The organism is Mesobacillus sp. MER 48 (assembly GCF_023714225.1).
GTDB lineage: Bacteria > Bacillota > Bacilli > Bacillales > Cytobacillaceae > Mesobacillus > Mesobacillus oceanisediminis_A.
The window spans coordinates 94462-117346 of sequence record NZ_JAMAUR010000007.1 but is presented as its reverse complement, the minus strand read 5'-3'; the positions used below and the strand labels follow the sequence as shown (position 1 = coordinate 117346).

General features: G+C 41.5%; 22 protein-coding genes. 18 read left to right on the top strand and 4 right to left on the bottom strand.

The features are described from left to right. The first annotated feature begins 4 nt into the window (after positions 1-4). The 5 genes from recQ to M3593_RS19770 all read left to right on the top strand — a co-directional run bounded on the left by recQ (position 5) and on the right by M3593_RS19770 (position 5811). Positions 5-2137: a DNA helicase RecQ gene (gene recQ, locus M3593_RS19790; RefSeq protein ID WP_251544516.1), complete on the top strand. Its 2133-nt coding sequence runs from the start codon at positions 5-7 to the stop codon at positions 2135-2137. A 590-nt stretch (positions 2138-2727) separates the two neighbouring features. Further along, positions 2728-3150 carry a hypothetical protein gene (locus M3593_RS19785; RefSeq protein ID WP_144480382.1) on the top strand — a complete coding sequence of 141 codons (423 nt, stop codon included), beginning with the start codon at positions 2728-2730 and terminating at the stop codon, positions 3148-3150. Positions 3151-3198: 48 nt separating this feature from the next. After that, entirely contained in the window at positions 3199-4152 is a 954-nt protein-coding gene (locus M3593_RS19780; protein ID WP_251544517.1) for an ABC transporter permease subunit, read from the top strand. Next, a complete protein-coding gene (locus M3593_RS19775) occupies positions 4145-5035 on the top strand; it encodes an ABC transporter permease subunit (protein ID WP_251544518.1) in 891 nt (296 codons plus the stop codon). The genes M3593_RS19780 and M3593_RS19775 overlap by 8 nt, the downstream gene beginning before the upstream one ends. Positions 5036-5358: 323 nt before the next feature. Further along, positions 5359-5811, top strand: coding sequence for a BsuPI-related putative proteinase inhibitor (locus M3593_RS19770; protein WP_251544519.1), 453 nt, complete (start codon positions 5359-5361; stop codon positions 5809-5811). Positions 5812-5823: 12 nt separating this feature from the next. On the opposite strand, the gene M3593_RS19765 is transcribed toward M3593_RS19770, so the two are convergent. After that, positions 5824-6099 carry a hypothetical protein gene (locus M3593_RS19765; protein ID WP_251544520.1) on the bottom strand — a complete coding sequence of 92 codons (276 nt, stop codon included), beginning with the start codon at positions 6097-6099 and terminating at the stop codon, positions 5824-5826. Positions 6100-6222: 123 nt separating this feature from the next. On the opposite strand from M3593_RS19765, the gene M3593_RS19760 reads away from it, so the two are divergent. Next, the gene (locus tag M3593_RS19760) at positions 6223-6558 is read left to right on the top strand and encodes a DUF3221 domain-containing protein (protein WP_251544521.1); all 336 of its coding nucleotides are present in this window, start codon (positions 6223-6225) and stop codon (positions 6556-6558) included. 42 nt (positions 6559-6600) lie between these two features. On the opposite strand, the gene M3593_RS19755 is transcribed toward M3593_RS19760, so the two are convergent. Beyond that, positions 6601-6981, bottom strand: coding sequence for a hypothetical protein (locus M3593_RS19755; protein ID WP_251544522.1), 381 nt, complete (start codon positions 6979-6981; stop codon positions 6601-6603). Between the two features lie 241 nt (positions 6982-7222). Here M3593_RS19755 and M3593_RS19750 point away from each other — a divergent pair, with 241 nt between their 5' ends. Both M3593_RS19750 and rlmD read left to right on the top strand, forming a co-directional pair. Next, positions 7223-7549 (top strand): spore coat protein, encoded by a 327-nt coding sequence (locus M3593_RS19750; RefSeq protein WP_144480367.1) that lies wholly within the window; start codon positions 7223-7225, stop codon positions 7547-7549. A 228-nt stretch (positions 7550-7777) separates the two neighbouring features. Then, positions 7778-9157 carry a 23S rRNA (uracil(1939)-C(5))-methyltransferase RlmD gene (gene rlmD / locus M3593_RS19745; RefSeq protein WP_251544596.1) on the top strand — a complete coding sequence of 460 codons (1380 nt, stop codon included), beginning with the start codon at positions 7778-7780 and terminating at the stop codon, positions 9155-9157. 127 nt (positions 9158-9284) lie between these two features. On the opposite strand, the gene M3593_RS19740 is transcribed toward rlmD, so the two are convergent. After that, positions 9285-11027 carry an ABC transporter ATP-binding protein gene (locus tag M3593_RS19740; RefSeq protein WP_144480365.1) on the bottom strand — a complete coding sequence of 581 codons (1743 nt, stop codon included), beginning with the start codon at positions 11025-11027 and terminating at the stop codon, positions 9285-9287. 329 nt (positions 11028-11356) lie between these two features. Here M3593_RS19740 and M3593_RS19735 point away from each other — a divergent pair, with 329 nt between their 5' ends. The 4 genes from M3593_RS19735 (at position 11357) to M3593_RS19720 (ending at position 15023) form a co-directional block, all read left to right on the top strand. Beyond that, complete coding sequence (locus tag M3593_RS19735) at positions 11357-12025, top strand: Type 1 glutamine amidotransferase-like domain-containing protein (RefSeq protein WP_144480363.1); 669 nt, start codon at positions 11357-11359, stop codon at positions 12023-12025. A 658-nt stretch (positions 12026-12683) separates the two neighbouring features. Next, positions 12684-13598, top strand: coding sequence for an EamA family transporter (locus tag M3593_RS19730; RefSeq protein ID WP_251544523.1), 915 nt, complete (start codon positions 12684-12686; stop codon positions 13596-13598). A gap of 354 nt (positions 13599-13952) precedes the next feature. Beyond that, the gene (locus tag M3593_RS19725; RefSeq protein ID WP_283905361.1) at positions 13953-14504 is read left to right on the top strand and encodes a bifunctional transcriptional activator/DNA repair enzyme AdaA; all 552 of its coding nucleotides are present in this window, start codon (positions 13953-13955) and stop codon (positions 14502-14504) included. Positions 14505-14549: 45 nt separating this feature from the next. Further along, positions 14550-15023 carry a DUF1203 domain-containing protein gene (locus M3593_RS19720; protein WP_251544525.1) on the top strand — a complete coding sequence of 158 codons (474 nt, stop codon included), beginning with the start codon at positions 14550-14552 and terminating at the stop codon, positions 15021-15023. Positions 15024-15465: 442 nt separating this feature from the next. Here M3593_RS19720 and M3593_RS19715 read toward each other — a convergent pair whose 3' ends face one another. Next, positions 15466-16413, bottom strand: a complete 948-nt coding sequence (locus M3593_RS19715) for a metallophosphoesterase (RefSeq protein ID WP_251544526.1) — start codon at positions 16411-16413, stop codon at positions 15466-15468. Positions 16414-16807: 394 nt separating this feature from the next. Between M3593_RS19715 and M3593_RS19710 the strand changes: the two genes are divergently transcribed. The 6 genes from M3593_RS19710 to M3593_RS19685 all read left to right on the top strand — a co-directional run bounded on the left by M3593_RS19710 (position 16808) and on the right by M3593_RS19685 (position 22866). Beyond that, complete coding sequence (locus tag M3593_RS19710; RefSeq protein WP_251544527.1) at positions 16808-17914, top strand: glycerophosphodiester phosphodiesterase; 1107 nt, start codon at positions 16808-16810, stop codon at positions 17912-17914. A gap of 457 nt (positions 17915-18371) precedes the next feature. Beyond that, positions 18372-18989 (top strand): HAD family hydrolase, encoded by a 618-nt coding sequence (locus M3593_RS19705; protein ID WP_144480350.1) that lies wholly within the window; start codon positions 18372-18374, stop codon positions 18987-18989. Positions 18990-19019: 30 nt separating this feature from the next. Continuing rightward, positions 19020-19679: a DUF429 domain-containing protein gene (locus M3593_RS19700; RefSeq protein ID WP_144480348.1), complete on the top strand. Its 660-nt coding sequence runs from the start codon at positions 19020-19022 to the stop codon at positions 19677-19679. Positions 19680-19835: 156 nt separating this feature from the next. Beyond that, the gene (locus tag M3593_RS19695; protein ID WP_251544528.1) at positions 19836-20597 is read left to right on the top strand and encodes a Nif3-like dinuclear metal center hexameric protein; all 762 of its coding nucleotides are present in this window, start codon (positions 19836-19838) and stop codon (positions 20595-20597) included. 300 nt (positions 20598-20897) lie between these two features. After that, positions 20898-21455 carry an RNA polymerase sigma factor gene (locus M3593_RS19690; RefSeq protein WP_144480344.1) on the top strand — a complete coding sequence of 186 codons (558 nt, stop codon included), beginning with the start codon at positions 20898-20900 and terminating at the stop codon, positions 21453-21455. Beyond that, the gene (locus tag M3593_RS19685) at positions 21421-22866 is read left to right on the top strand and encodes a DUF4367 domain-containing protein (protein ID WP_251544529.1); all 1446 of its coding nucleotides are present in this window, start codon (positions 21421-21423) and stop codon (positions 22864-22866) included. The genes M3593_RS19690 and M3593_RS19685 overlap by 35 nt, the downstream gene beginning before the upstream one ends. The last annotated feature ends 19 nt before the right edge of the window (positions 22867-22885 follow it).

The window sequence follows — 22885 nt, the reverse complement described above, 5'->3', positions numbered from 1 at the left end:
CAAAATGCTGCAAAAAGCCCATGAATTATTGCAAAACCATTTTGGCTATTCCTCATTCCGCCGAGGACAGGACCAGGCAATCACCTCGGTGCTGGAAGGGAAGAATACGGTCTGCGTCATGCCGACCGGTGGAGGCAAGTCGATCGTCTATCAAATCCCGGCACTCGTGCTGCCAGGGACGACCATTGTCATCTCTCCGTTGATTTCTTTGATGAAGGACCAGGTGGACACACTCATCCAGCACGGAATTCCGGCGACGTATATCAACAGTTCGCTGACTGCCGGCGAAGCCGCCAGCCGGATGGATGACGCCAGGAACGGAAAGTACAAGCTGTTATATATCGCGCCAGAGCGGCTTGGATCCTGGGAGTTCATCGATGACTTGCAGGACATGGAAATCCCGCTGATCGCTGTCGACGAAGCGCACTGTATTTCCCAGTGGGGACACGATTTCCGACCGAGCTATCTGCAGATTTCTGGCCTGGCTGACCGCCTGCCTAGAAAACCGATTGTGCTCGCCTTGACGGCAACCGCGACACCAAAGGTAAGGGAAGACATTTGCGCCTCGCTGAAAATAAACCCTGAGAATACAGTGATTACAGGGTTCGAGCGCAGCAACCTGAGTTTTTCTGTCGTAAAGGGCCAGGACCGACAGGCCTATTTAAGAGATTTTATCAAAAAGAATGAGAAGGAAGCAGGCATCATCTATGCAGCGACACGGAAGAATGTCGACCAGCTTTATGAGTGGCTGCAGAAGGAAGGCTTCAATGCCGCCCGCTATCACGCAGGAATGAATGATGAAGACCGGAACCGAGAACAGGAGCGTTTTTTACAGGATGAAGCCACTGTGATGGTCGCGACGTCGGCATTCGGGATGGGCATCGACAAAAGCAATATCCGCTATGTCCTCCATTTTCAGCTTCCGAAAAATATGGAGAGCTACTATCAGGAGGCTGGACGTGCCGGTCGTGATGGCCTGGACAGTGAATGTGTCGTGCTGTATTCGTCCCAGGATGTCCAGGTGCAGCGCTTTTTGATTGACCAGTCTGCGGATCGTGAGCGGATTGCGCCTGAACTGGAAAAACTGCAGCAAATGGTCGGCTACTGCCATACCGAGGAATGTCTGCAATCCTATATCCTCCACTACTTTGGCGAGAGTGATGCGGAGCCGTGCGGTCGCTGCGGCAATTGTACCGACTCCCGTGAAACGGAGGATGTCACGAAGGATGCGCAAATGGTGCTGTCGTGCATCATCCGGATGGGCCAGAAATACGGCAAGGCAATGACGGCGAATGTTTTGACCGGTTCGCGAAATAAGAAGGTGCTCGAATTCCGGCTAGATAAACTGCCGACGTACGGATTGATGAAGAATAAGAGCACGAAGCAAGTGAATGACCTGATCGAGTTCCTGATTTCGCAGGAACTGATTGGTGTAGAGCACGGAACTTATCCGACGATTTATGTCCCGGAAAAGGGGAAGGATGTTTTGCTCGGCAAGACCAAGGTGTTCAGGAAGGAAGCGGTCCGGGTCAAGCAGGTTTCAAATGATGATCCGTTATTTGAAGAACTGCGGGAATTGCGGCGAGAGATTGCTTCTGCTGAAAAAGTGCCGCCATTTGTGATTTTCTCAGATTCCTCACTGAAGGATATGTGCCTGAAGCTGCCGCTGACGGATGGAGAATTCCTTGGTGTGGCTGGAGTTGGAGAGCATAAGCTGCAGAAGTATGGCGCACCATTCATTCAGCGGATCATCGAGTTCTGCGAGGAGCACCCAGAGCGTCAGCCCGTGATGAATGCAGTAGCTGAGCCGGTGAAGAAACCGGCGAAAAAAGCTGTTGGCGATTCCCATCTTGAAACCTACAAGCTGCATCAGGAGAGACTGTCAGTGGCTGAAATTGCCGCTAAGCGTGAATTGGTGGAAAGCACGGTCGAAAATCACTTGATTCAATGCATCCAGCAGGGAATGGAAGTCGACTATGACGTGCTGATTCCTGCTGAGTTTATAGCTGACCTGGAGCAAGCCGTGGCAGAAGCCGGCCGCGACAGATTAAAGCCAATCAAGGAACTGCTTCCAGAAGAGGTCAGTTATTTTATGATCAAGGCATTTTTGTATATGTCAAAAAAGAAGGTACATTAAGATGAGACGAAGCCAGGGGGCTTCGTCTTTTTTCATGTTTTCCACTTTATCCAGGGGTTTTGTTGTCAGTTCGGTAACATAAAGAAGTGAAATGTTCCCCGTTAATTGAGGAGAATAGGAAACGGGTCACATAAAAAGAAGATATGTGCCCGGTCAGGGGAGGAAAGGGAGAAACGGGTCATATAAATGCCGGATATGTGCTCGGTCAGGGGAGGAAAGGGGAAAACGGGGCACATAAATGCTGGATATGTGCCCGGTCAGGAGCGGAAAAGGGAAAACGGGGCACATAAATGCTGGATATGTGCCCGGTCAGGAGCGGAAAGGGGAAAACGGAGCACATAAATGCCGGATATGTGCCCGGTTAGGTGTGGAAAGGAGAAACGGGGCACATAAAGAAACGATATGTGTTCATTTAGGTGAAGAAAAACAGGTCAAAATAATGCAAATAAAATACAGTTGATTTCCAGTCATACCTACTCTCCAACAGCAAGAATCCTATTACTCTAACAAGGTCAAACGAAAATAACACTTTTCAGAAAAATTAAAAATGGTAAAATATAACTGATGACTAATATAGGGCTGGTGTGAGAATGCATCCGATTACGGTTATTGAGATTTTGTTGGCATTGGGTCTGCTTTTGCTGATTTTAGGTGTAGGTTATTTTTTGCCGCGGAACAGGAGAAAAACTGTAATCAAGATTGTCTTGATTGTAATAGTGCTAGAGCTGGCCTTTTTTGGAGTCCGTCCATTATGGATTGACTATCATCGTGAGATCAAGACGGAGCAGCTGTCTGAATATCTAAACAAAAGGTATCCGGGGGAAAAGTTCGAGATCAGTTATCCGACCAGCAGGAGCTATAGTCCATATCAGATGCAAGTCAGGTTCGCCAATGAGCCAGGCTGGATTTACTCTTATTTTGTCAATAAGGATGAAATCAAGCAGGTGGATATTGGGGTTCCCGATGTGGAGCTGCCGGAAGAAGGCGATCATTATGAGGATTTGGGAGATTGAGAGAAAGATAGTTGGAATATATTAAAATTATGTCCATCAGGAGGCTTCATGGTTTATTTTAAAAAGGCAATCGAGCAGTTTGTATTGTGGATTGTCTGTGTATTTTTGTTCATCGGGATTTTGTTTATGCCGGTTACGACGGAATACCAGACTGGTCAGGGCGGACAGTTTGAATCCGCAAGCTATCAGTATGAATTGGACAAGCACATTGCTAATATCAAAGGTTTCTTTACGTATATAAAAGAAAACCCTGACCTTGGAGAGTTTGTCCCTGGCGAATCGTATGGCCACCGGATTGCGGGCAAGGCCTGGAAAAGCCTGCTTTTGATTGTTCCGACTTTGATTTTTGCTTATATTTTTGGCATCCTAAAAGGGATTTTTGATTTCCGGATGCAAAAAAAGAAGCTGAACTTCCTTGGGAATGGGACGACTTGGCTGTTCATCTCCATGCCGGATCTCTTTTTCATCATCATCATCCAGATTGGATTGATGCTTTTATATGAAAAAGGTCTGTTTTTCCATGTAACGTTATATGGAAGTGAAAAGCTGGAAACCTATATTTTTGGCATTCTATTTTTGCTCATTTATCCTGTATTCTACCTTGCGAATATCACGAATGTGAGCCTACAGGAGCAGTCAGGGAATGATTATATCCGGACTGCGAGATCCAAAGGGACATCCGGCGTGAAAATATTGTTCATACATATTCTGAAAAACTCGTTTCCAAGGATTCTGGCGCATGCGAATACGATTACACTCTATGTATTATCGAATCTATTTATTGTAGAAAAATTGATGAATTTTCAAGGGGCGGCGGATGGCCTGTTTAATGCTGTCCTGAGGGGCACAGGCTTCAAGGTCGGGATGGAAATCATGGTGGACGGGATCTCGGCAGCAGGTTACACAGTCTTTTTTGCCTCCATCATTTTGGTCTCGAATCTGTTCACCCAGCTCTTTAAAAGTCTGGTCACTCCGGTTTCGCAAGAGGTGGACCATGAATAGATCACTACTTCTTGGCTTACTCATTTTGTCTTTTCTAGTGGTCATTTCATTTATCGCACCATATCTTCCGTTCGTGGATACCTCGTTAAAGGAAACGGTGATGAGGCAGAAGGCAGGCGGAGGATTTGAGCTTCCTCCGTTCGCGCCAACTGCGGATCATCCGATCGGCTCGGATGCGAATGGGGTGGATTTATTGAGCAGGGTGCTGCTGGGTACGAAAGAAACACTGTTAACGATCCTGGCGATTGTCTTGATTCGTTATATCATCGCGGTTCCGCTGGCGATGGCGAGTTTTTATTCGCGGTTTTTTCGGAGGGTCCTGATTCTTTGGAATCGGTTATTCTCCTTCATGCCGCCGATTTTCTTTGTGATCCTGATTCTCGGCACACCGTTTATTGTGTTTTCAGGTAATCGGTATCTTTGGATCTTGCTCGTTCTCGCGGTAATTGAAGTAGGGCGGGTTGCTGATATTTTTTATCAGGGCATGGTGGATATCTCGAAGAAACCTTATGTCGAAGCGGGGATCGTCTCGGGCTCTTCACCGTTGACGATGCTGAAAAAATACTACTGGCCGCCGTTAAGACCTTTTTTTATCGTCCAGTTTTTCTCTGACCTTGGAAGAACATTGTTTCTCATCGGCCAGCTGGGCATCGTCGGAATTTTTCTTAGTGTCAAATTCGTTTCCCAGCTCGATGGTGCCTATCAGGCGGTGAACACGTCCAATGTCTGGCCAACCTACTTCGTGAACATTACCAACCATATCTGGTCACATCCATGGCTGCCGATTACCGGAACCGTCGCCATTGGGATTACCATTTTTGCATTCTCCATGACCAGCAGCGGGCTCCAGAAGTATTTTGACAAAAAATATAAGAGAGGTTAAACGAGGGAGAGGTGCAAATGCACTTCTCTTTTTGTTTAAGTCTGTTTTCGTAATGATTGTTGTTAAAATCTTCAAGCCGATTTTAACGTGATAATAAGTCATTTTATAGTTCGGAATTAAGTGTGCAGGCTCTTTTCTCTTAATTGGCTTTAATTTTGTGCAGAAATATATATCATTCAATCCAATTTTGTTGCCAAAAACAACAAAGTTTGAGAAAAGAGCCTTGTTTAAAAAGGATTCATTAAGTTAATCAAAAAGTGTAACCTTTTTAACCGTTCTCCTGACAAATAAATAAAGAGTTTCATCAACAGGAGGATCGGACAATGAGAAAGTTATGGATAATATTGCTGATGGGTTTGCTGGTGACCGGCTGTGGTACAGGAAACCAGGTATCGAATAACAATAATGAAGAAAAAGGAGGTGCCGGAATCGTGGCAGGAGAAATGGCTGCAAGTATAAAAGAGGATAGTCCGCTGGTTTTTCAATATGAAGTGAAAAATCAGACGGAACAGGAAGTGACCCTGGAATTTACGAGTTCCCAACGTTACGATTATTCGGTTGAGACAAAGGATGGAAAGGAAATCTTCCTATTCTCAAGTGTCGCCAACTTCTTACAGGCTTTAGGAGAAGAAAAAGTAAAGCAGGGGGAGACGTTGAGCTATGAAATCGACCTTCATGAGCTATCCCTGGATAAAGGTGACTATATCCTTTCTGTCTGGATGACGCCGAAGGAAGGAAAAAAGTTCAGGGTGACAAAGGAATTTTCTGTTGAGTGATGAATCTCCAAGTTACATTAAAAATTGAATCATGGCGAATGTGATGGAGATGATGCTAATTCCAGTTCCAACAATCCATTTGATCAATTGGATCTGGTTTTGGCTCAGTCTTTTTTCAAGGTCTGCAGCGGCTACGACTTCTTTATCAGCCAGGATCTGGTTTACCAGGGCCCGAACATCATCATGATCCAATTGTGGTTGTGAGGAGTCTTGAATATGATCGATCAAGGCTTCCAGTTCCTCTATTTTTAACTCTAGTTCTTTTATTTTAAGCTTTAAATTATCCATAGTATTCATCCTTTGCTTTTTCCATATTCTATTCGTAAAAAGAGATAAAGACGGGGCTTGTACCTAATCGAACCGTTTAGAAATGCCCAAACTGCGGCCTTCAGATAAAAAGGGAGAATCGAAATGAGAACAATAAAAAAGGGGATTCTAATGCTGTTTCTGCTGGCTTTAAGCCTTGCAGCCTGCTCGAATGAGCTGATATCTGGCGAGGGTTATATTTTAGAGGTAAGCGATGAGGCAATTCTAGTCGTAAAAAACATAAATCAGGAAAGATATAATGAAATCAAAGATGTTCCCGGTGACTCATTAATCGACCAAGGAGGATTGGAGTTAATCTGGCTGGAATATGAGGCAGCGGATAGGTTACAAAAAGGCGACCATATTGAGTTCTGGATTGAAGGCAGTATCAGGAAAAGTTATCCAGAGCAAGCCACTGCAAAGAAAATAGAACATAAATAAGATGTGAAATCGAAAGCTGATCAAAAAGTTTGCTTTCTTTTTTTATGGGATGAAAGATTCCGTTGTTTTTGTCAGGACTTTGATTCCGCCCGCTCCTTCTATTGCTGCACCGATGGATTGTATAAAGTCCGAAGAGATGATGATTTTCTGCAATTCTCTCAGTTCATCCTGATTGAAGGTAGTCAGTTCTTTGCTGACAGCTAAAGCTTCGATTGTCTGGCCGATTGATTGGATCCATACACCTGCAATAATTTCGCTTTCTCCATCTTTGTCGTCTTTCAGAGCATATAACCTGGATAATAAAACCGCTTCTGTAATTTGGGCTGCTGCCTGAATGCAGAGGGAGATAGAAATCTGCTTTTCAATTTGGGCAATCAACTCCTCTTTGCTCAAATCGCTCTTCTTTTTATAAAAGTAATCCATTTTGCATTTCCTCCAGTCCATCGTGCGGATACTCAATTATATTCATATGAAGGAAATCGGCTATATAGGGAAGTGCCTAAAAGGTAATGCGTGTTCAGTAAGGAGCAGGAAGAAAGCAAATTCATAATTACAACATAGTGCCCAATTCCAACAAATTTAGGCGATTGCACTATGTGATTTGCCTAAATCTACATAAGGTGTAAAGGGAACATATTTAAGACCCACTGAGAGGAGTGCTTGCATGTATACAGATACAATGAATGCCCATTTTGTACCAGAGGTGAGAACCTTCGGAGCTGGTGGTGGACTGGGATCGTTAACTGGGTTAATGCAGCCTGGAGGATACGGTTACCAAGGAGGACCAGGCTATGGTGGCGGATTCGGCTATCCGGGATATGGCCAATATGGAGGATGGGGTCCATACCATGGAATGCCGTGGCACGGCGGATTTGGACACCACCACCATTGGCATGGAGGACCTTGGCATGGAGGAGGTCCCGGTTACCCTGGAGGACCATGGCATGGGGATCAGCCGTGGTTTGGCGGCCATTGGCATGGTCGATATTGATTTAAAAACTTTCCAATAGAGATTAGGTGTAAACCCTGAAGAAAAGCACAGCGAATCTATTCCCATTCGTTGTGCTTTTTTACTTAGGTGTTAAATTTGATATCAATGAGTGACGAATGGGTCTTGGTCTGAATGCAAAGTATGAAAGTTGTGGGCCGGCGTTTCGCAATCACTCCTTCAATATGATAAAATCTGACTTAGCTAATTCACAGCAAAGGACTTGAAATGATGAGCAAAACAATCCCTGTTAAAAAGAATGATTATATAGATGTAGAATTTGAGGATTTAACGCATGACGGTGCGGGTGTGGCCAAAATTGATGGCTACCCTATTTTCGTCCAGGGCGGACTCCCTGGCGAAAAGGCAACAATTAAAGTGACCAAGGTGAACAAGGGCTACGGTTTTGGACGCCTGATGGAGATTCTTGAAATAAGCACCTTCCGTGTTGAGTGTCCGGCAGAGGATGCCCATAAATATGGAGGCTGCCAGCTGCAGCATATCAGCTATGAAGGCCAGCTGAAGTATAAGGAAAACCAGGTGAAACAGGTACTGACGCGGATCGGCAAGCTTGAGAATGTTGTAGTGCATCCGATTCTTGGAATGGACAACCCGTGGCATTATCGGAATAAAGCACAGGTTCCGGTTGGCGAGAAAGATGGCAAGCTGATCGCAGGCTTCTTCAAGCCGCGCAGCCATGAAATTGTCGATACGAATGAAAGCCTGCTGCATCTCCATGAAATTAACGAAGCTGTCCAGGCAGTAAAAGAAATCGCCAGCGATTTGGGAATCCAGCCATATAATGAAGAAAATCATAAAGGGGTGCTTCGCCACATCATGGCGCGTTATGGACGCCAAACTGGGGAGCTGATGGTCGTTATTGTGACGAGGACCAATGAAATCCCGCATAAAAACCAGCTAATTGAAAAGATTATCGCAAAGCTGCCTAAGGTAAAATCAATCGTCCATAACATCAACTCGAAGAAAACGAATGTAATTATGGGAGATCAAACGAACTTATTATGGGGCAGTGAAGTTATCTACGACTATATCGGTGACATAAAATTCGCGATCTCAGCGCGATCATTCTATCAGGTGAACCCTGAGCAGACAAAGGTGCTTTACGACAAAGCGCTCGAATACGCCGAGTTGACAGGGGAAGAATCTGTCATCGACGCCTACTGCGGCATTGGCACAATTTCGTTATTTTTAGCGCAAAAAGCAAAAAAAGTATTCGGCGTGGAAATCGTTCCCGAAGCCATCGAAGACGCAAAACGAAACGCCGAGTTGAACAGTATTAACAACGCAGAATTCGCAGTCGGAGAAGCCGAAACAGTCATCCCGGCCTGGTATAAAGAAGGCAACAGTGCCGACGTGTTAGTGGTTGACCCACCCCGCAAAGGCTGTGACGAAGCACTTCTGCAAACTATCATCGACATGAAACCGAAGAAAGTAGTTTATGTGTCATGTAACCCAGCCACCCTCGCGAGAGACTTGCGAATCCTCGAAGATGGCGGGTACATGACGGTTGAAGTCCAGCCAGTTGATATGTTTCCACAGACGACGCACTGTGAAGCTGTTGCGAAAATAATTTTGAAAGAAGGCAACTAACCCTCTGGGCGTTGTCTTTTTGTTTGTTGAATGGAATTCCGACTAAGAAATTTTCGTTTTTAGATCTTAGGCTTTATAAGCTGGAAAAAACTCGGCCGTTTTTTATAGAGCCGAGTTAACAAGAAAATTACCATATCGATTCAAACTGTTTGGAGTAGAGGTTTGAATATGCTCCATGCTTTTCAAGCAGCACATCATGTGTTCCTTCTTCGACAATACCCTCCTCAGTCAAAACGATAATCCGCTGTGCGTTCCGAATTGTTGAAAGGCGATGAGCAATAACGAGGGTTGTTCGCCCTTTTGCGAGCAATTCCAGTGAGTCCTTAATGATGCTTTCGCTTTCGTTATCTAGTGCACTCGTTGCTTCATCCAAGATAAGGATTGGGGGATTCTTAAGGAACACGCGGGCAATGCTAAGCCGCTGCTTTTGTCCGCCCGAAAGCCTGACCCCCCGCTGACCAATTTCAGATTGGTAACCGTTCGGCAGCTTCATGATAAAGTCATGTGCATTAGCGGACTGGGCCGCAAAGATAATTTCCTCATCACTTGCATTGGGATTCCCGTATCGGATATTTTCCATTACCGTTCCTGCAAACAGGTACATATCCTGTTGAACGATACCGATGTTTTTTCTTAATGAATAAAGATCGATTTCACGGATATCAATTCCGTCCAGCATTACCTTGCCGTCAGTGACATCATAAAAGCGGGGGATAAGAGAGCAGAAAGTCGTTTTTCCTGCACCCGAAGGGCCGACCAAGGCAACATATTCTCCCGGTTTTATTTTAAGCGACATATTTTCCAAAACATGATCCAAATGGTCTTCATAACGGAATTGAACATGCCTGAATTCAATTTCACCAAGGACTTTCTGGAGGCTCACGGCATTCGGTTTGCTTTCGATTGCGGGCTTTAGATTCATAATTTCCATAAAGCGCTGAAAGCCGGTGATGCCTTCCTGGAGTTGTGTGCTCATATGAACCATTTTTTGAATCGGTTCCAGCATAAAATTTATATACAACAAAAAAGTAAGTAAATCTGCTAAATCAAGTGTGTTTTTTACAATACTGGCACTGCCGAAAATAATAACTGCAATCGTAATCAGCTGGATAAATGTTTGTACCCCATTGTAAAAAATCGCTTCTGCTTTATAGAAGGCTATCCTGCTTTCAAGGAAGAGGTTATTTTCACGAGTAAACTTCTTAATTTCCACCTTTTCATTGGTGAACGATTTTACAACGCGGATGCCAGCCAGACTATCCTCCACCTGAGCGTTTACGTCGGCAATCCTTTCTTTGTTTCTTCTTAATATCCTGTTTTCAATCTTGTTGAGCTGAAAAATAAAAAAACCCAAGAACGGCAAAAAGCAAAATACAATAATCGTCAAGGGGGCATTAATGAAGAACAAGATGACAAACGCCCCGACTAAACGAACCAGGTATTTTAGATAATCTTCAGGTGCATGATGGTATAGCTCTGAAAGCATCAACAGGTCGTTCGTAATCCTCGACATGAGCTTGCCGATTTTTTCTTTATCGTAAAAACTGAAAGAGAGTTTTTGCATGTGCTCAAACAGTTCGCTGCGCAGGTCGCTTTCCATGCGAGCGCCTAATTCATGTCCTTTAAAGTCAACAAAGTAATTCGCAAGATTTTGGATTGCGGTTAGAACAAGCATCAGCCCGCCAATCCAAAACACTTTATTTAATGCGATTGATAGGTTCCCTTCAAGGACGTCCTTTGTAATATACCTTACGAGAAGTGGAAACAACAAAGACAAGGCGGAGACGATAAAGGCACATGCCAATACGGACAAAAACAATTTTTGATAAGGTTTATAATAAGAGAAAAATTTTTTGACTGAAGAATCCATGAGTTACCCCTTTATGTGTTATTTAAATAAACACATATAAGGGAGTACACCGTAACAATTAAAGAAGTGTTTCCCCCTTATATGTTTGTACGGTTTTGTTCATGATGTTTCTCATTGAAATTCCTCCTTAATGGTTGATAAGAAAATTATAATCTAATTATTTGAAATAAGTACAGAATATTCTTAAAATTATTGATGAAATGTCCCTATGTCACCTAATCTCAGATTGGCTCTTGACCAGGCAAAACTGTTTTAATAGAGTCTGCAGCCACATTTTAGAAGTCAGAACAAATAAAGGTCAGACACACCCAAAGAGGAGGAGTTGAATTGTGAAATTTTTGCTTACATCTGCAGGCATTAATAACAAAAGTATACATGAAGCGTTGGTTGACATGCTGGACAAGCCGATCGCCGACTCTAACGCCCTGTGCATCCCCACCGCGATGTACGGACACCCCTGGGTTGGCCCCGGCGTCAAAGCTTGGGAGTTCATCAGCGGGAAAGAAGATAATCCTATGGTCGACCTGGGCTGGAAATCTGTCGGCATTCTGGAACTCACAGCACTACCAAGTATTAGTGAAGACCGCTGGGTGCCGTTGTTACAGGAGACGGACGTCCTGCTGGTCGCGGGAGGCGACGCCCTCTACCTGGGTTACTGGATGAAGCAGTCCGGATTGGCGGACCTCTTGCCGTCACTCAACGCAGTCTATGTGGGGATGAGCGCCGGTAGCATGGTGATGGCACCTAGAATTGGGGACTTCTTCGTTAGCTGGACTTCGCCGAGCGGTGGCGATGAAACGCTGAGTATGGTCGATTTTGCAATGTTCCCGCATCTGGATCACGAGATGCTGCCGTATAACACGATGGCTGCTGCAGAGAGATGGGCCGCTGGGATGCAGGGGCCGGCATATGCAATTGATGATCAAACCGCCATCAAAGTGATTGACGGAGAGGTCGAAGTTGTCACTGAAGGGAATTGGATACTTTTTACGCCATAATCTTACTACGCTGCTAGCATCTGGGATGCACCCCCAAATTCACCGAGTACTACAGTTCAATAATGAGGTATTCATCGAGATTCCGTGCAAGTACAGTTGCGGAGAATAGAAGACTTCGGTTTTTGTTGATACTTGATCGACTTGAATGGTGACAACCTAGCAGTGATGTATTCGGAGATCATATTCGTAAAATATTAAAAAACTCACCAGGCACCTCAACTGTTGCCACATACACTCAACGCATGTGGAGTGTGTGGCGCAACTCATTTTACAAGAAGGCAACTAACCCTTACTGGAGTTGCCTTTACATGTCCTGTAAAGGATTAACGAGGCTTTAATGGATATGAATATCGCCGTCTTTATTGGAAGTTATTATTGTCGTTATTACAGGTGCAGGCAGCGGGCTAGGTGCTTCGCTGACTAGAAAGTATTCTGAACTGGGCTGCCGAGTGTGTGTTTTTTTATGAAATGTTACTGAGAATCCTACCATCATTATACTTGTTGACAATTTTACTTGGCTGATTATATACTTTTACTGAATTGAATAATAAAACTTTTTTTAGTTTGTGGATTTTTCTAGAGAAACTCTATTTTCGCCACACAATTGCCTTTTTGGCAGTTGTGTGGCTTTTTATTTGTAAAAAAGGAGGGGAAGATTTTGAAACATTGGCATTATGCATTAATTGTTTTTATAGGAGGAAGTTGTTATGGAGTATTATCAACATTTGTCAAATTTGCATACTCAGCTAACCTTTCAGCACCTGAGGTTACAGGTGGACAATATTTTTTTGGAGCAGTATTGATTTGGATCATTTTCCTATTTACTAAAAAGATAAAATTTACTTTTACTCAAACATCTAAATTGCTATTATCCGGAATTCCATTTGGCTTAACATCTTTATTTTATTACCAGTCTCTTCAAAGACTTGATGCTGCATTAGCCATCGTTTTTTTATTTCAGTTTGTCTGGATTGGTACAGTTTTTGATTGGATATTTAATAAGAAAAGGCCTTCCAAAGAAAAGCTTGTTTCTATAACCATTCTCTTAATTGGTTCAGTTTTAGCAGCAAATATTGTTTTACAAGAGGGAAGTGTTCCCTCATGGCAAGGGGGAATTTGGGGATTGCTTGCTGCTGTTTCATTTACTGCTTCGGTTTTTTTGAGTGGTTCAGTCGAGAAGGATATTCCGCCAGTGCAAAAAAGTGCTCTTCTTTCAACTGGTGCATTAATAGTTGTCTTTGCATTGTATCCGCCAACATTTCTATTCGACGTTTCTGTGTTATCGAACTTGGCACCATATGGGCTGCTGCTTGGTTTGTTTGGAGTAGCTCTTCCGCCACTTTTATTTTCAATTGGAATGCCGCATATTGGACCAGGACTTGGCACCATATTAGTAGCTTCTGAGCTTCCGGTAGCCGTTACATTGTCTTCATTCGTTTTGCTGGAGCATATAAGCTGGACTCAGTGGGTGGGAGTATTACTCATTTTAATTGGGATTGTAAGTGGAAATATTAAGAGTGATAAAGGGAAGAGTAAATCTTTTGATAAAGAAATGCTAGCCCATGAAATGTAGACATCACATATTCCTATAAAGGGGTTTTAAAAACTTAAAGTGTTGCCATTCAATCAATGATTGTAGAGTGTGTTGCGCAAATAGAGTTAAAATAGTTTGGTATCAAAGGTTTTAAGCCTTTAAATTAAAAAATTAAAGTATGTTTTATGTTCCCTCAGACTGTTGGTTTGGGGGATTTTGTTTTGTAGAATCTTACTATTAGGCAGAAACTAGGATATTTGCGTTGGCATTTCAATAAAATTCGAATTAAGAACAGCATACTCGAGTGAGAATATGTTGGTGAAAAACAGGAAGAAATTTTTGAACATGTAGATATATAATTACAATAGATGTGAGATAGAGAGGTGAAGGTCTATTACAAGCGAAGAAAAATGGAAAGCAGTTAGTACCTGTAATCATTCATATGATGGATTGTTTTATTATGCAGTCATAACAACTGGAATCTTTTGCAGACCATCCTGTAGGGCCAAGACACCTTTGAAAAAGAACATTATTTTCTTTGATTATATAGAGGATGCACTGAAAGATGGATTTAGGCCATGCAAAATGTGCAGGCCTGATCTTAATGGAACAACGTATGAACCTAATAAAGAATTAATAGAAAGGGCAAAAGAAATAATTATTAGCAGTTATAACGAGCCTCTTAATCGTAAAAAAATAGCCGAGAAGCTTGGTGTAAGCAATAATCATCTAGCTAGATTATTTAAACATTATTATGGTATGACCATATCTGAATATATTATTGAGATAAGAATGGAAGAAGCAACCAGGCTCTTGACACATACAGACATAGAAATTACTGAAGTTGCACTTAAAACAGGGGTTAAAAGCATGTCTAACTTTTACAAAATTTTTAAAGAAAGAACTGGTTTAACCCCAAAAGAATATAGATTGAAGAGTCTATAAGATAATTATTTCAAGAGATGCTTCTTAAAACTAGGGAGGGATAATATGAGAAATAACTTTCAAATCGTTGCGTTACAAGAGAAGGAATTTAATAACCTATTTTTGTTGAATGAAGAAGCATTAAAAAGTATCGGGGCAGTCAAAATGATCGCAAATAAAAAGCCCGGATATCCCTGCAGGGTAAGTTTGAAGGATGCAGAGGTAGGAGAAGAGGTAATCTTACTGAATTACCAATATCATTCTGTTAATTCGCCTTATAAAGCAAGTGGGCCTATATTTATACGAAAAGGTGCAACTACCGCTAAGCTGGATGTAAATGAAATTCCGGATATGTTACACCATAGGTATCTTTCAGTACGCGGCTACAATACTGACTCAATGATTGTAGAAGCAAGGGTTATAGAAGGGGTAAATTTGAGAGAAAATATAGATGGGATTTTTGATAATAAAGAAGTAGAATATATTCACATTCTTAATGCTAAACCAGGCTGCTATAACTGCCTTGTTAATAGGGTGTAATAAAGTTGGAAATGCAAATATCTATTATCCTATAAGCATTATTATACCTTGCCATATGAGAACAGGTAAATAAGAGCTTAGAAGGCAATGTAGGAGGTGCAAAAAGACGACAGGTGGGAGTGGAGATGACCTGGAGTTGAGGGGGGATTTTGACAAAACGAGATAGTAACTTACCAGCATCCTGTGTTGTCATATACTCTTAGTGCACTGTGAAGCTGTGGTAGAAATTGTATTAGCATAAATAAGAGAGCCCTATCCATTTGGCGGATAGGGCTCTTTAAGAAGCGATACTTTACTAATTGGAATGATATTTCGCTTCCCGAATGAGACGTAAGACCATCTCTATTTCTTTAGCGCAGTGTTTTATGGAAAGGAAAGAACTGTTAATGCCCACTCAAGTAAAAAGAATCGGGAAGGTTGAATCATAAAAAGGTTTACTGTCTTATCGGATTGTTAGAGTGCGATCAGTTTCACGTCCAAAACCATCTACTTCCAGACGGTCTTTATAAACCTTTAATATGGAATATGCATTTGTATCAGCGGTTTCTACCATTCCCTTAAGGTTTAAATAATGAATTCCATTTTTATATTCATAATTTCCCGCATGGTTATGTCCATTAAAGAATGCAACAACATTGCCGGCTGCCTCGAGTTCTGCCATTACTGCTTCGGAATTCCACACATTATGCTCATTTTCAGGGTAAACAGGCATATGGGAGAAGACAACGACTTTTTCATGTGATTTCGCAGCCTTTTCAAGCACATCGTGAAGCCATTTTAGCTGTTCTTCGCTTACCCCGCCGTTCCAGGTTTGAGCGTTGATGGCATTCTTTTCTTTTAATTCGGTATACATTTTTTCAGCCTGCTGATATTTCTCAGATCCTGCTGAATTTGCGTAAAGGCTAAGGTCATTGGTGTCTAGTGCGATAAATCGCCAGTTCTTGTATTTGAAATCATAATATTGATTCGGCATGCCGAGGATATCAACGACTTGATCTGTTGTTACAGGAAAGTCATGATTGCCAAGAAGATGATATTTCGGACCCTCAATTGTGTTGAAGTATGGAAGAATGGTTGAAAAGCTGGATATATTGCGGTCAATCAAATCACCTGTTTGTACAGTGAAATCTACATCTTGCTCATTAAATGTTTGTGAAGCCTCCATTAACTTGTCGATCGAATTGCGGTAAAAGCGGGTTCCGTTATCGGTACAGTCACAGTACTGAATATCCGGTACAATACCAAATGTAAATTTTGGCTTTTCTTCCGTTTTTGCGAACGCTGAAGTTGTGGGGCTGACTGCAGCAAGGGAAATCGCAAGTGCAGAAGCGGTTACCAGGCCTTTTAGGTTTATTCCTAGTTTCTTCTTTGTTGTTTGTCCATTTAACATAAAAATTCCCCTTTCCTTTTCCTGCAAGAAGTATGTGTGATTCTTTCTAATAATAGACTATTTAAATTTTGAAAAAGCTATATTAACAATCTCTTTACCAAATTTTGATTTATTAAAGAAATCCAGTGAAAATCTTAAAAAAAAACCGTACTTTTATATCTTTACTTTTTTGCTGAGTAAAATGACAGATAGCTTTATAGGATTCTCGATAGTGCAAGAAGTCGAAGTAATCAGTGCTGGGAGATTTTATGTTCCTCTTTGATTGACCAAATACCTATGAGGATTTTACTGGTTTTTATTTACGGTTTATTATCATAATACTAGATGAAATTTTACAACTCCTATCTAAACTTATAATAGTTATTTATTTTACAAGATTAAGGGAGTTGAGAGAATGAAGAAAAAAAAGTTCATATTAGCAACATTGGCTGCTCTGATGGTGAGTACAGCTGCCAGCCAGGTATCAACACAGTCTGTTTCGGCGGCTGAGAACCCGACTTGGTCACATAACTCAAAGAGCTTTGGTCCAAAGGAGTTCGACCTGCAGGCCCACCGCGGAGGAATTGGACTAACTGTTGAGTCAACGATTGCCTCGTTTTCCAAAGCACTTGAAGTCGGTGTGAGTACCCTTGAGCTCGACGTGCAGATCACCGAGGATCATCAAGCTGTTGTCACGCACGACCGTAAGATATCAGGTGCCAAGTGCCAGGACACAGGACCGGCCTTCGAAGGAGATCCTGAATATCCTTACGTAGGAAAATACATAAAGGACCTTACCCTTGACCAGGTGCGTACATTGGACTGTGGCTCTCTTAAACTGCAGCAATTCCCGGGGCAGGAGCTGAGTCCTGGAGCAAAGATGCCCCTGCTTAGCGAGGTGTTTGATCTTGTCAAGTTCTACCACGCAAACAAAGTGTGGATGAACATCGAGACGAAAGTGGAGGCCGGGGCACCTGAGGAGACTGCTCCACGTGAAGAATTCGTACAGATTGTTGCCCGGGAGGTTCGCGAGGCAGGGATGATTAACCGGGTGTCAATTCAAAGCTTTGACTGGGGCGCACTTATGCGAATGCGTGAGGTTGAGCCTCGCCTGCCTATCGTCGCTTTGACTAACGGTCCGCAGTTCCTCCAGCCTGGACAGCCTGGTGCCTCTCCTTGGTTGGGTGGAATTGATATTGACGACTTTAGTGGCGACCTTGTTGCCGCTGCCCACTCATTCGGTGCAGATGCCATCTCCCCTGTACACGGTTTTCCGCAGAATGGCAAAGTCACAGATGAGAACTATGAACCCTATGTAACTAAGAGTATGGTGCAGGAAGCGCATAATTACGGTATGAAGGTTATACCGTGGACAGTAGACGACGAGCCGACGATGAATAAGCTTATCAATGACGGCGTTGACGGGATCATCACCGACTACCCGGACATGCTTCGTAAGGTCATGGAGCAGCATAGCATGGAACTGCCTAAGAACTACTTGGCTCCCAAGGACTTTGAGTAAAAATAAAATCTTAGCTAAACCCATTACTTAAAAGCGCCTGTGCTGAATATCTTAATTCAAGGCGATTTGAGCTCCTAGCTAGAAAGTTTTGAATCTATTTATCTTTTACTTTTAATCTCTTGTTACTCACGACGGGAAATGCTCCCGTCGTTTTTTGTATGCCAGGCAGGTTCATTAACTTGGCGGTAAGAGTCCGCTATGGGAGTTAGGATATACAAACCATTAGCTGAAGGCAAGGGTGCTATTTTGATGAAGGTGTAAACTCACCAAGCACCTTTTGTATTGGCATATACAATCAACTTACTGTGAAGCTGTTTCGAAATTAGAGAGTCTTATCCCTTGGAGGATAAGGCTCTTTTAGCAGTATGTTTTATTTCCATCTTTTGGTGTGATATATTGGTATGAGTCTTTGGAAGCCCTTGAAGGAGAGGGTTAACATAAATGGGAGTGATCTGAATTGGATAGCATTATTTTTGATCTGGATGGAACTATTTGGGATCCAATAGATACGGTCCTTAGTGCCTGGAACAGCGTTATAAGAAAAAGTAATCACTTAAATAGTGAATTAACCCGGAAAGACTTTGAAGGTACGATGGGTTTACAGATGAATGAAATAACCAGGAAGTTCTTCCCTACCCTTAATGATAATGAGCGTCAAGAAATAATAAAAGATTGTTGCGAAGTAGAACATTCTGTCATAGAAAAAAGCGGAGGGGTTCTTTTTGACAATGTAGAGAATGTCTTAAAAGAGCTTTCTCGAAAATACAAACTATTCATCGTCAGTAACTGCCAGGATGGTTACATAGAAGCGTTTTATAAGTATCATAGGCTTGATCAGTATTTTTTGGACTTTGAAAACCCAGGCAGAACTGGTTTGTCAAAAGGTGAAAATATTAAATTAATTATTGAGAGAAACAACTTATCAAATCCAGTTTATGTGGGCGACACTCAAGGTGATTTAGATGCAGCCAGATTTGCTAACATTCCCTTTATATATGCTGAATACGGATTTGGCCAAGTAAGTGAATATGATATGAAAGTTAAAAGCTTTGAAGAACTTTTAAGATTATGCTAGCAGTTGTAATGACGAAAGTGAGGGTTTTGTATGAGAGTAATCGGAATTGACTTATCAGGTCCAAGAAATCATAAGGATACAGTCCTCACTATTTTTAACCAAAAGGGAAACCACCTGCAATTGGTTAAGTGGGCAAATAATATGAGTGATCAGGACATATTGAACGAGATTTTTGAGCAAAGTCAATTAGATGAGGTAACAATCGGAATTGATGCACCATTATCCTATGAAGACGGTGGCGGAGATAGAAAAAGTGACCGGGAACTAAGAAAGTTTATTGTGAATTTAGGGATGAGATCAGGGTCCATCATGCCGCCAACCTTTAATAGAATGGTGTATTTAACTTTAAGAGGAATAAAGCTTAGTAGAGAAATAGAGAATTTAAATACTGCGAATCCCATTTCTTTAGTAGAAGTCCATCCAGGGGCCGTAATTGGATCAAGACTGTCCAAACAAAATATTGAATTTGTGTTGGCTTACAAACAAGAACAATCAGCTAGAAGTTATATCCGAAATTGGCTTATGGAGCAGGGACTTGCTCAATTACCTATTGAAATCGAAAGAGAAAGCCATTCCATCGATGCATGTGCAGCTGCGTTAGGTGCATGGCATTGGAAGGATCCTGCCCATAATCCAAAATGGATTTACCGGGCTTCTCCTCCGCTGCATCCTTATGACTATTGCTGTTAAATTCAGCGTAGTTGGCTGTATGTATTGGAAATACGCCAGGTTTGTTAGTTGGTATTTCTTATTCATCAGTTGCTTCAACTTATCCATCTTAGATTACAACCAAGGTATTAATAAAAAATGAAGAAAAAATATGATGGAATTGAGGAGGAAAAGTAAATGGATGCTGCAAATGTTGCTGAAAGAATTAATGCCCTGTTCAATATAACAAATAATGAAATTTATTCAATGGAATCCGGGCTTACATACCATGCAGATAAAAAAGTTGAAAAGGTAGGCTACTGTGTGAACCTCACCCTTGAAACCATAGAGGAAGCAAGACTTCATGGTGTTGATATGATGGTGACACACCACGATGCCTGGGATGAAATATATGGATTAAAAGTGGCATGCATCGAAAAACTAGCGGAATATGGTATCAGTCACTACTATAATCACTTGCCGCTTGATGACTGTAAATTTGGAACAAATGATAGTTTATTAGAAAAATTGAATTTAGAAATTGTTAAAAGAACCCACGAATGGGAAGGGTTATTCTTTGGCAGAGTCGCAGAGTACGCAGAAGAAATCGAATTAAATGATTTAGTGGAAAATATAGAGAATCTGCTTGAAGAGCCAGTTAAATACTGGCGCTTTAATGACAATAAGGTAAAGCGAGTAGGCTTAGTCTGTGGTAACGGAGCGCCAACAGCTTGTCTTAAAGAAGCAGTTGAAAATAAGTGCGATGTCTACATTACAGGTGAGTGTAACTTGTATACGATTCAATATGCTCAGTTTAAAGGGATCAATCTTATCATTGGAAGTCATACTTTTACAGAACTTTTTGGAATTGAAAGCCTGGCCATGAAATTGATTGAAAACGTAAAAGGGCTTGAAGCAGTTAGACTTAATGAAGAGCATTATGAAGCGAATATAAAATAAAACAAAAGCCATCCCCGACCTATATCCAAAGGGAGCCTAAAGTGATTTGTCATCGTATATACGTGCACATATACCATCTACCTTCATTGTAAGCGGTGGCGAAAATAGTCTGGAATAATAGAAGAGCCTTATCCTTTGGTGGGATAAGGCTCTTTCAGCAGCAAGAAATTCCGCTATTTGATCTGATACTTCTGCCCCTGGGTTGGAGGGAAGAACCAATGTTTTTTTCTTTTCTTATTTTAGAGTGTCACAAAAGCTTAGGTGCATTCGTTATAAAGAGTGAAAGGAGGGAGCAGTAACATGAATGATCCCAATAAGGATTATGAAAAGATGGAAGAGTTATACGACCTCTATGAACAGAAAATTTATTATTTGGCATATTCGGTTTTGAATAATATTCAGCAGGCGGAAGACACCGTTCAAGAAACGTTTATTACTCTCTATCAGCATATAGATAAAGTCCACTGTTTGAACAAGCTAGAGCTTAAACGTTACATATTGAGAATTGCAAAAAACAAGGCAATTGATAGCTATAGGAAAAACAAACGGCTTGGAATAATCTTGGATGAATATCAAAAAGAGACGACAGAAGCAGCAAATGAGAATATTAAAGATTGGGAACAGGGTGTAATCTCTGAAGCCCAAATTGATACGTTGTTAACAACTTTAAAGAATCCTTACAAACTTGTTTTTAAATACAAAGTCTTCTATGACCTGAGTTATCATGAAATTTCCGAGTTAATAGGAATCACTGAAGCGAATGTCCGCAAGCAATTTGAACGGGCTCGAAAAAGTATACTGACTATTTTAGGAGGTAGACAGAGTGATGAATTCAAAAAACTTAAAAAGAATGGATGAAGTAGCTGAAAAAATTGCTATGGACGATTTTGAAAAACAACTGGAAGAACATCATGAATTTTCACATACATACCTGCGCAGGAAAAGGTTGTTTATGCAGGGAATCAAGATGAAAGGTGAACAGCCGCTGGCCAGGCGCAAAAGGAATCGTATTTTAATCACTGTAGCCTGCTTATTGATTGGCATTCCAACTACCGCATTTGGGGCAGTTAAAGTCTATGATATGATTGTGCAAAAACAAAATTATGAAGTAAATGTATCAGTAACAAATAATGCCTCAAAGAATAACAATTGGTACAAATTAAAACTCAATTATTTGCCGGAAAATATGGAGGCAATCGATGAGACTGCAATGAAATACTCTTTTAAAGATAACTATGCCAAAGGTGGGTTTTCATTCATCCTTTGGAGGTTGGGAGAAAAGTCAGATTTTCAAACTTTGTACTCAAACAACTACGAAGAAAAAGAGATCAATGGCAGGAAAATTTTGATTGTTAATAAGGACACTGGAAACGACAATTTAGCCTTTAACAGGCAGGTATTTCTCTTATTTAAGAAAGAGGGAATCATGTTAGAAAGTTATATAGGAAAAGATGTAAGCGAAGAACAGATGGTGAAGGTCATTGAGAATATTTCTCTTGAGACAACTTCAAAAGAATTGGCATCATATATAGCAGATTATGATAGTTCGCATTTAAACAAATTGGAGGATTCAACCGAACCTAGGGTAATTCCTTTGAAAAAGGACAGCAAGCAACTGTTTCGTGTAGGACAAAAGGTTCCGGTAACAATAGAACAGATAGTTACTGGTTCCACAAGCAAGAAAGACAGGATTGAATATGTTATAGAAAAAGTTGAAGTCTTTGATTCAATTAAGGATTTAAAACAAGGTAACTTTAATGAGGTAGGACTACAAGTTCTGAGTAAGAATAAGGCTATTGATGAAACTAAGACATTCTTGCCTTACAAGCGGGATGTTTATAAAGTTGGAGATGGTAAAGATTCAATTGACGAAATAATAGAGTCAAAATTAGTTAACCCTAAATTTGTTTACTTGACCACAACAGTGAAAAATACCGGTAAACAGGCAACCGAAGAAATCTACATGCACCCGTCTTTACGAATACTTCGATCTGAAAACAATGCATGGAACTATGATGGAAAAACTGGAATTAACGAAGAAAGTATTATGACGGGCGAAGTTGATTATTTGGAACCTCACGGAAGAGGAAAAAGCTTTTACAATATTGGCATTATCCAACCAGGCCAAACGAAGAAGATAAATTTAGGGTATTTTGTTGATGAGGATAAACTGGATTCAATCTTCCTTGATGCTTTCCATTATAGTGGAGTTGGCAGTACTGAAAATATGAATGCGAAAGATCGTTGGTGGATTGATCTTCGTCAATAGCAGCCGACACCATACAAAC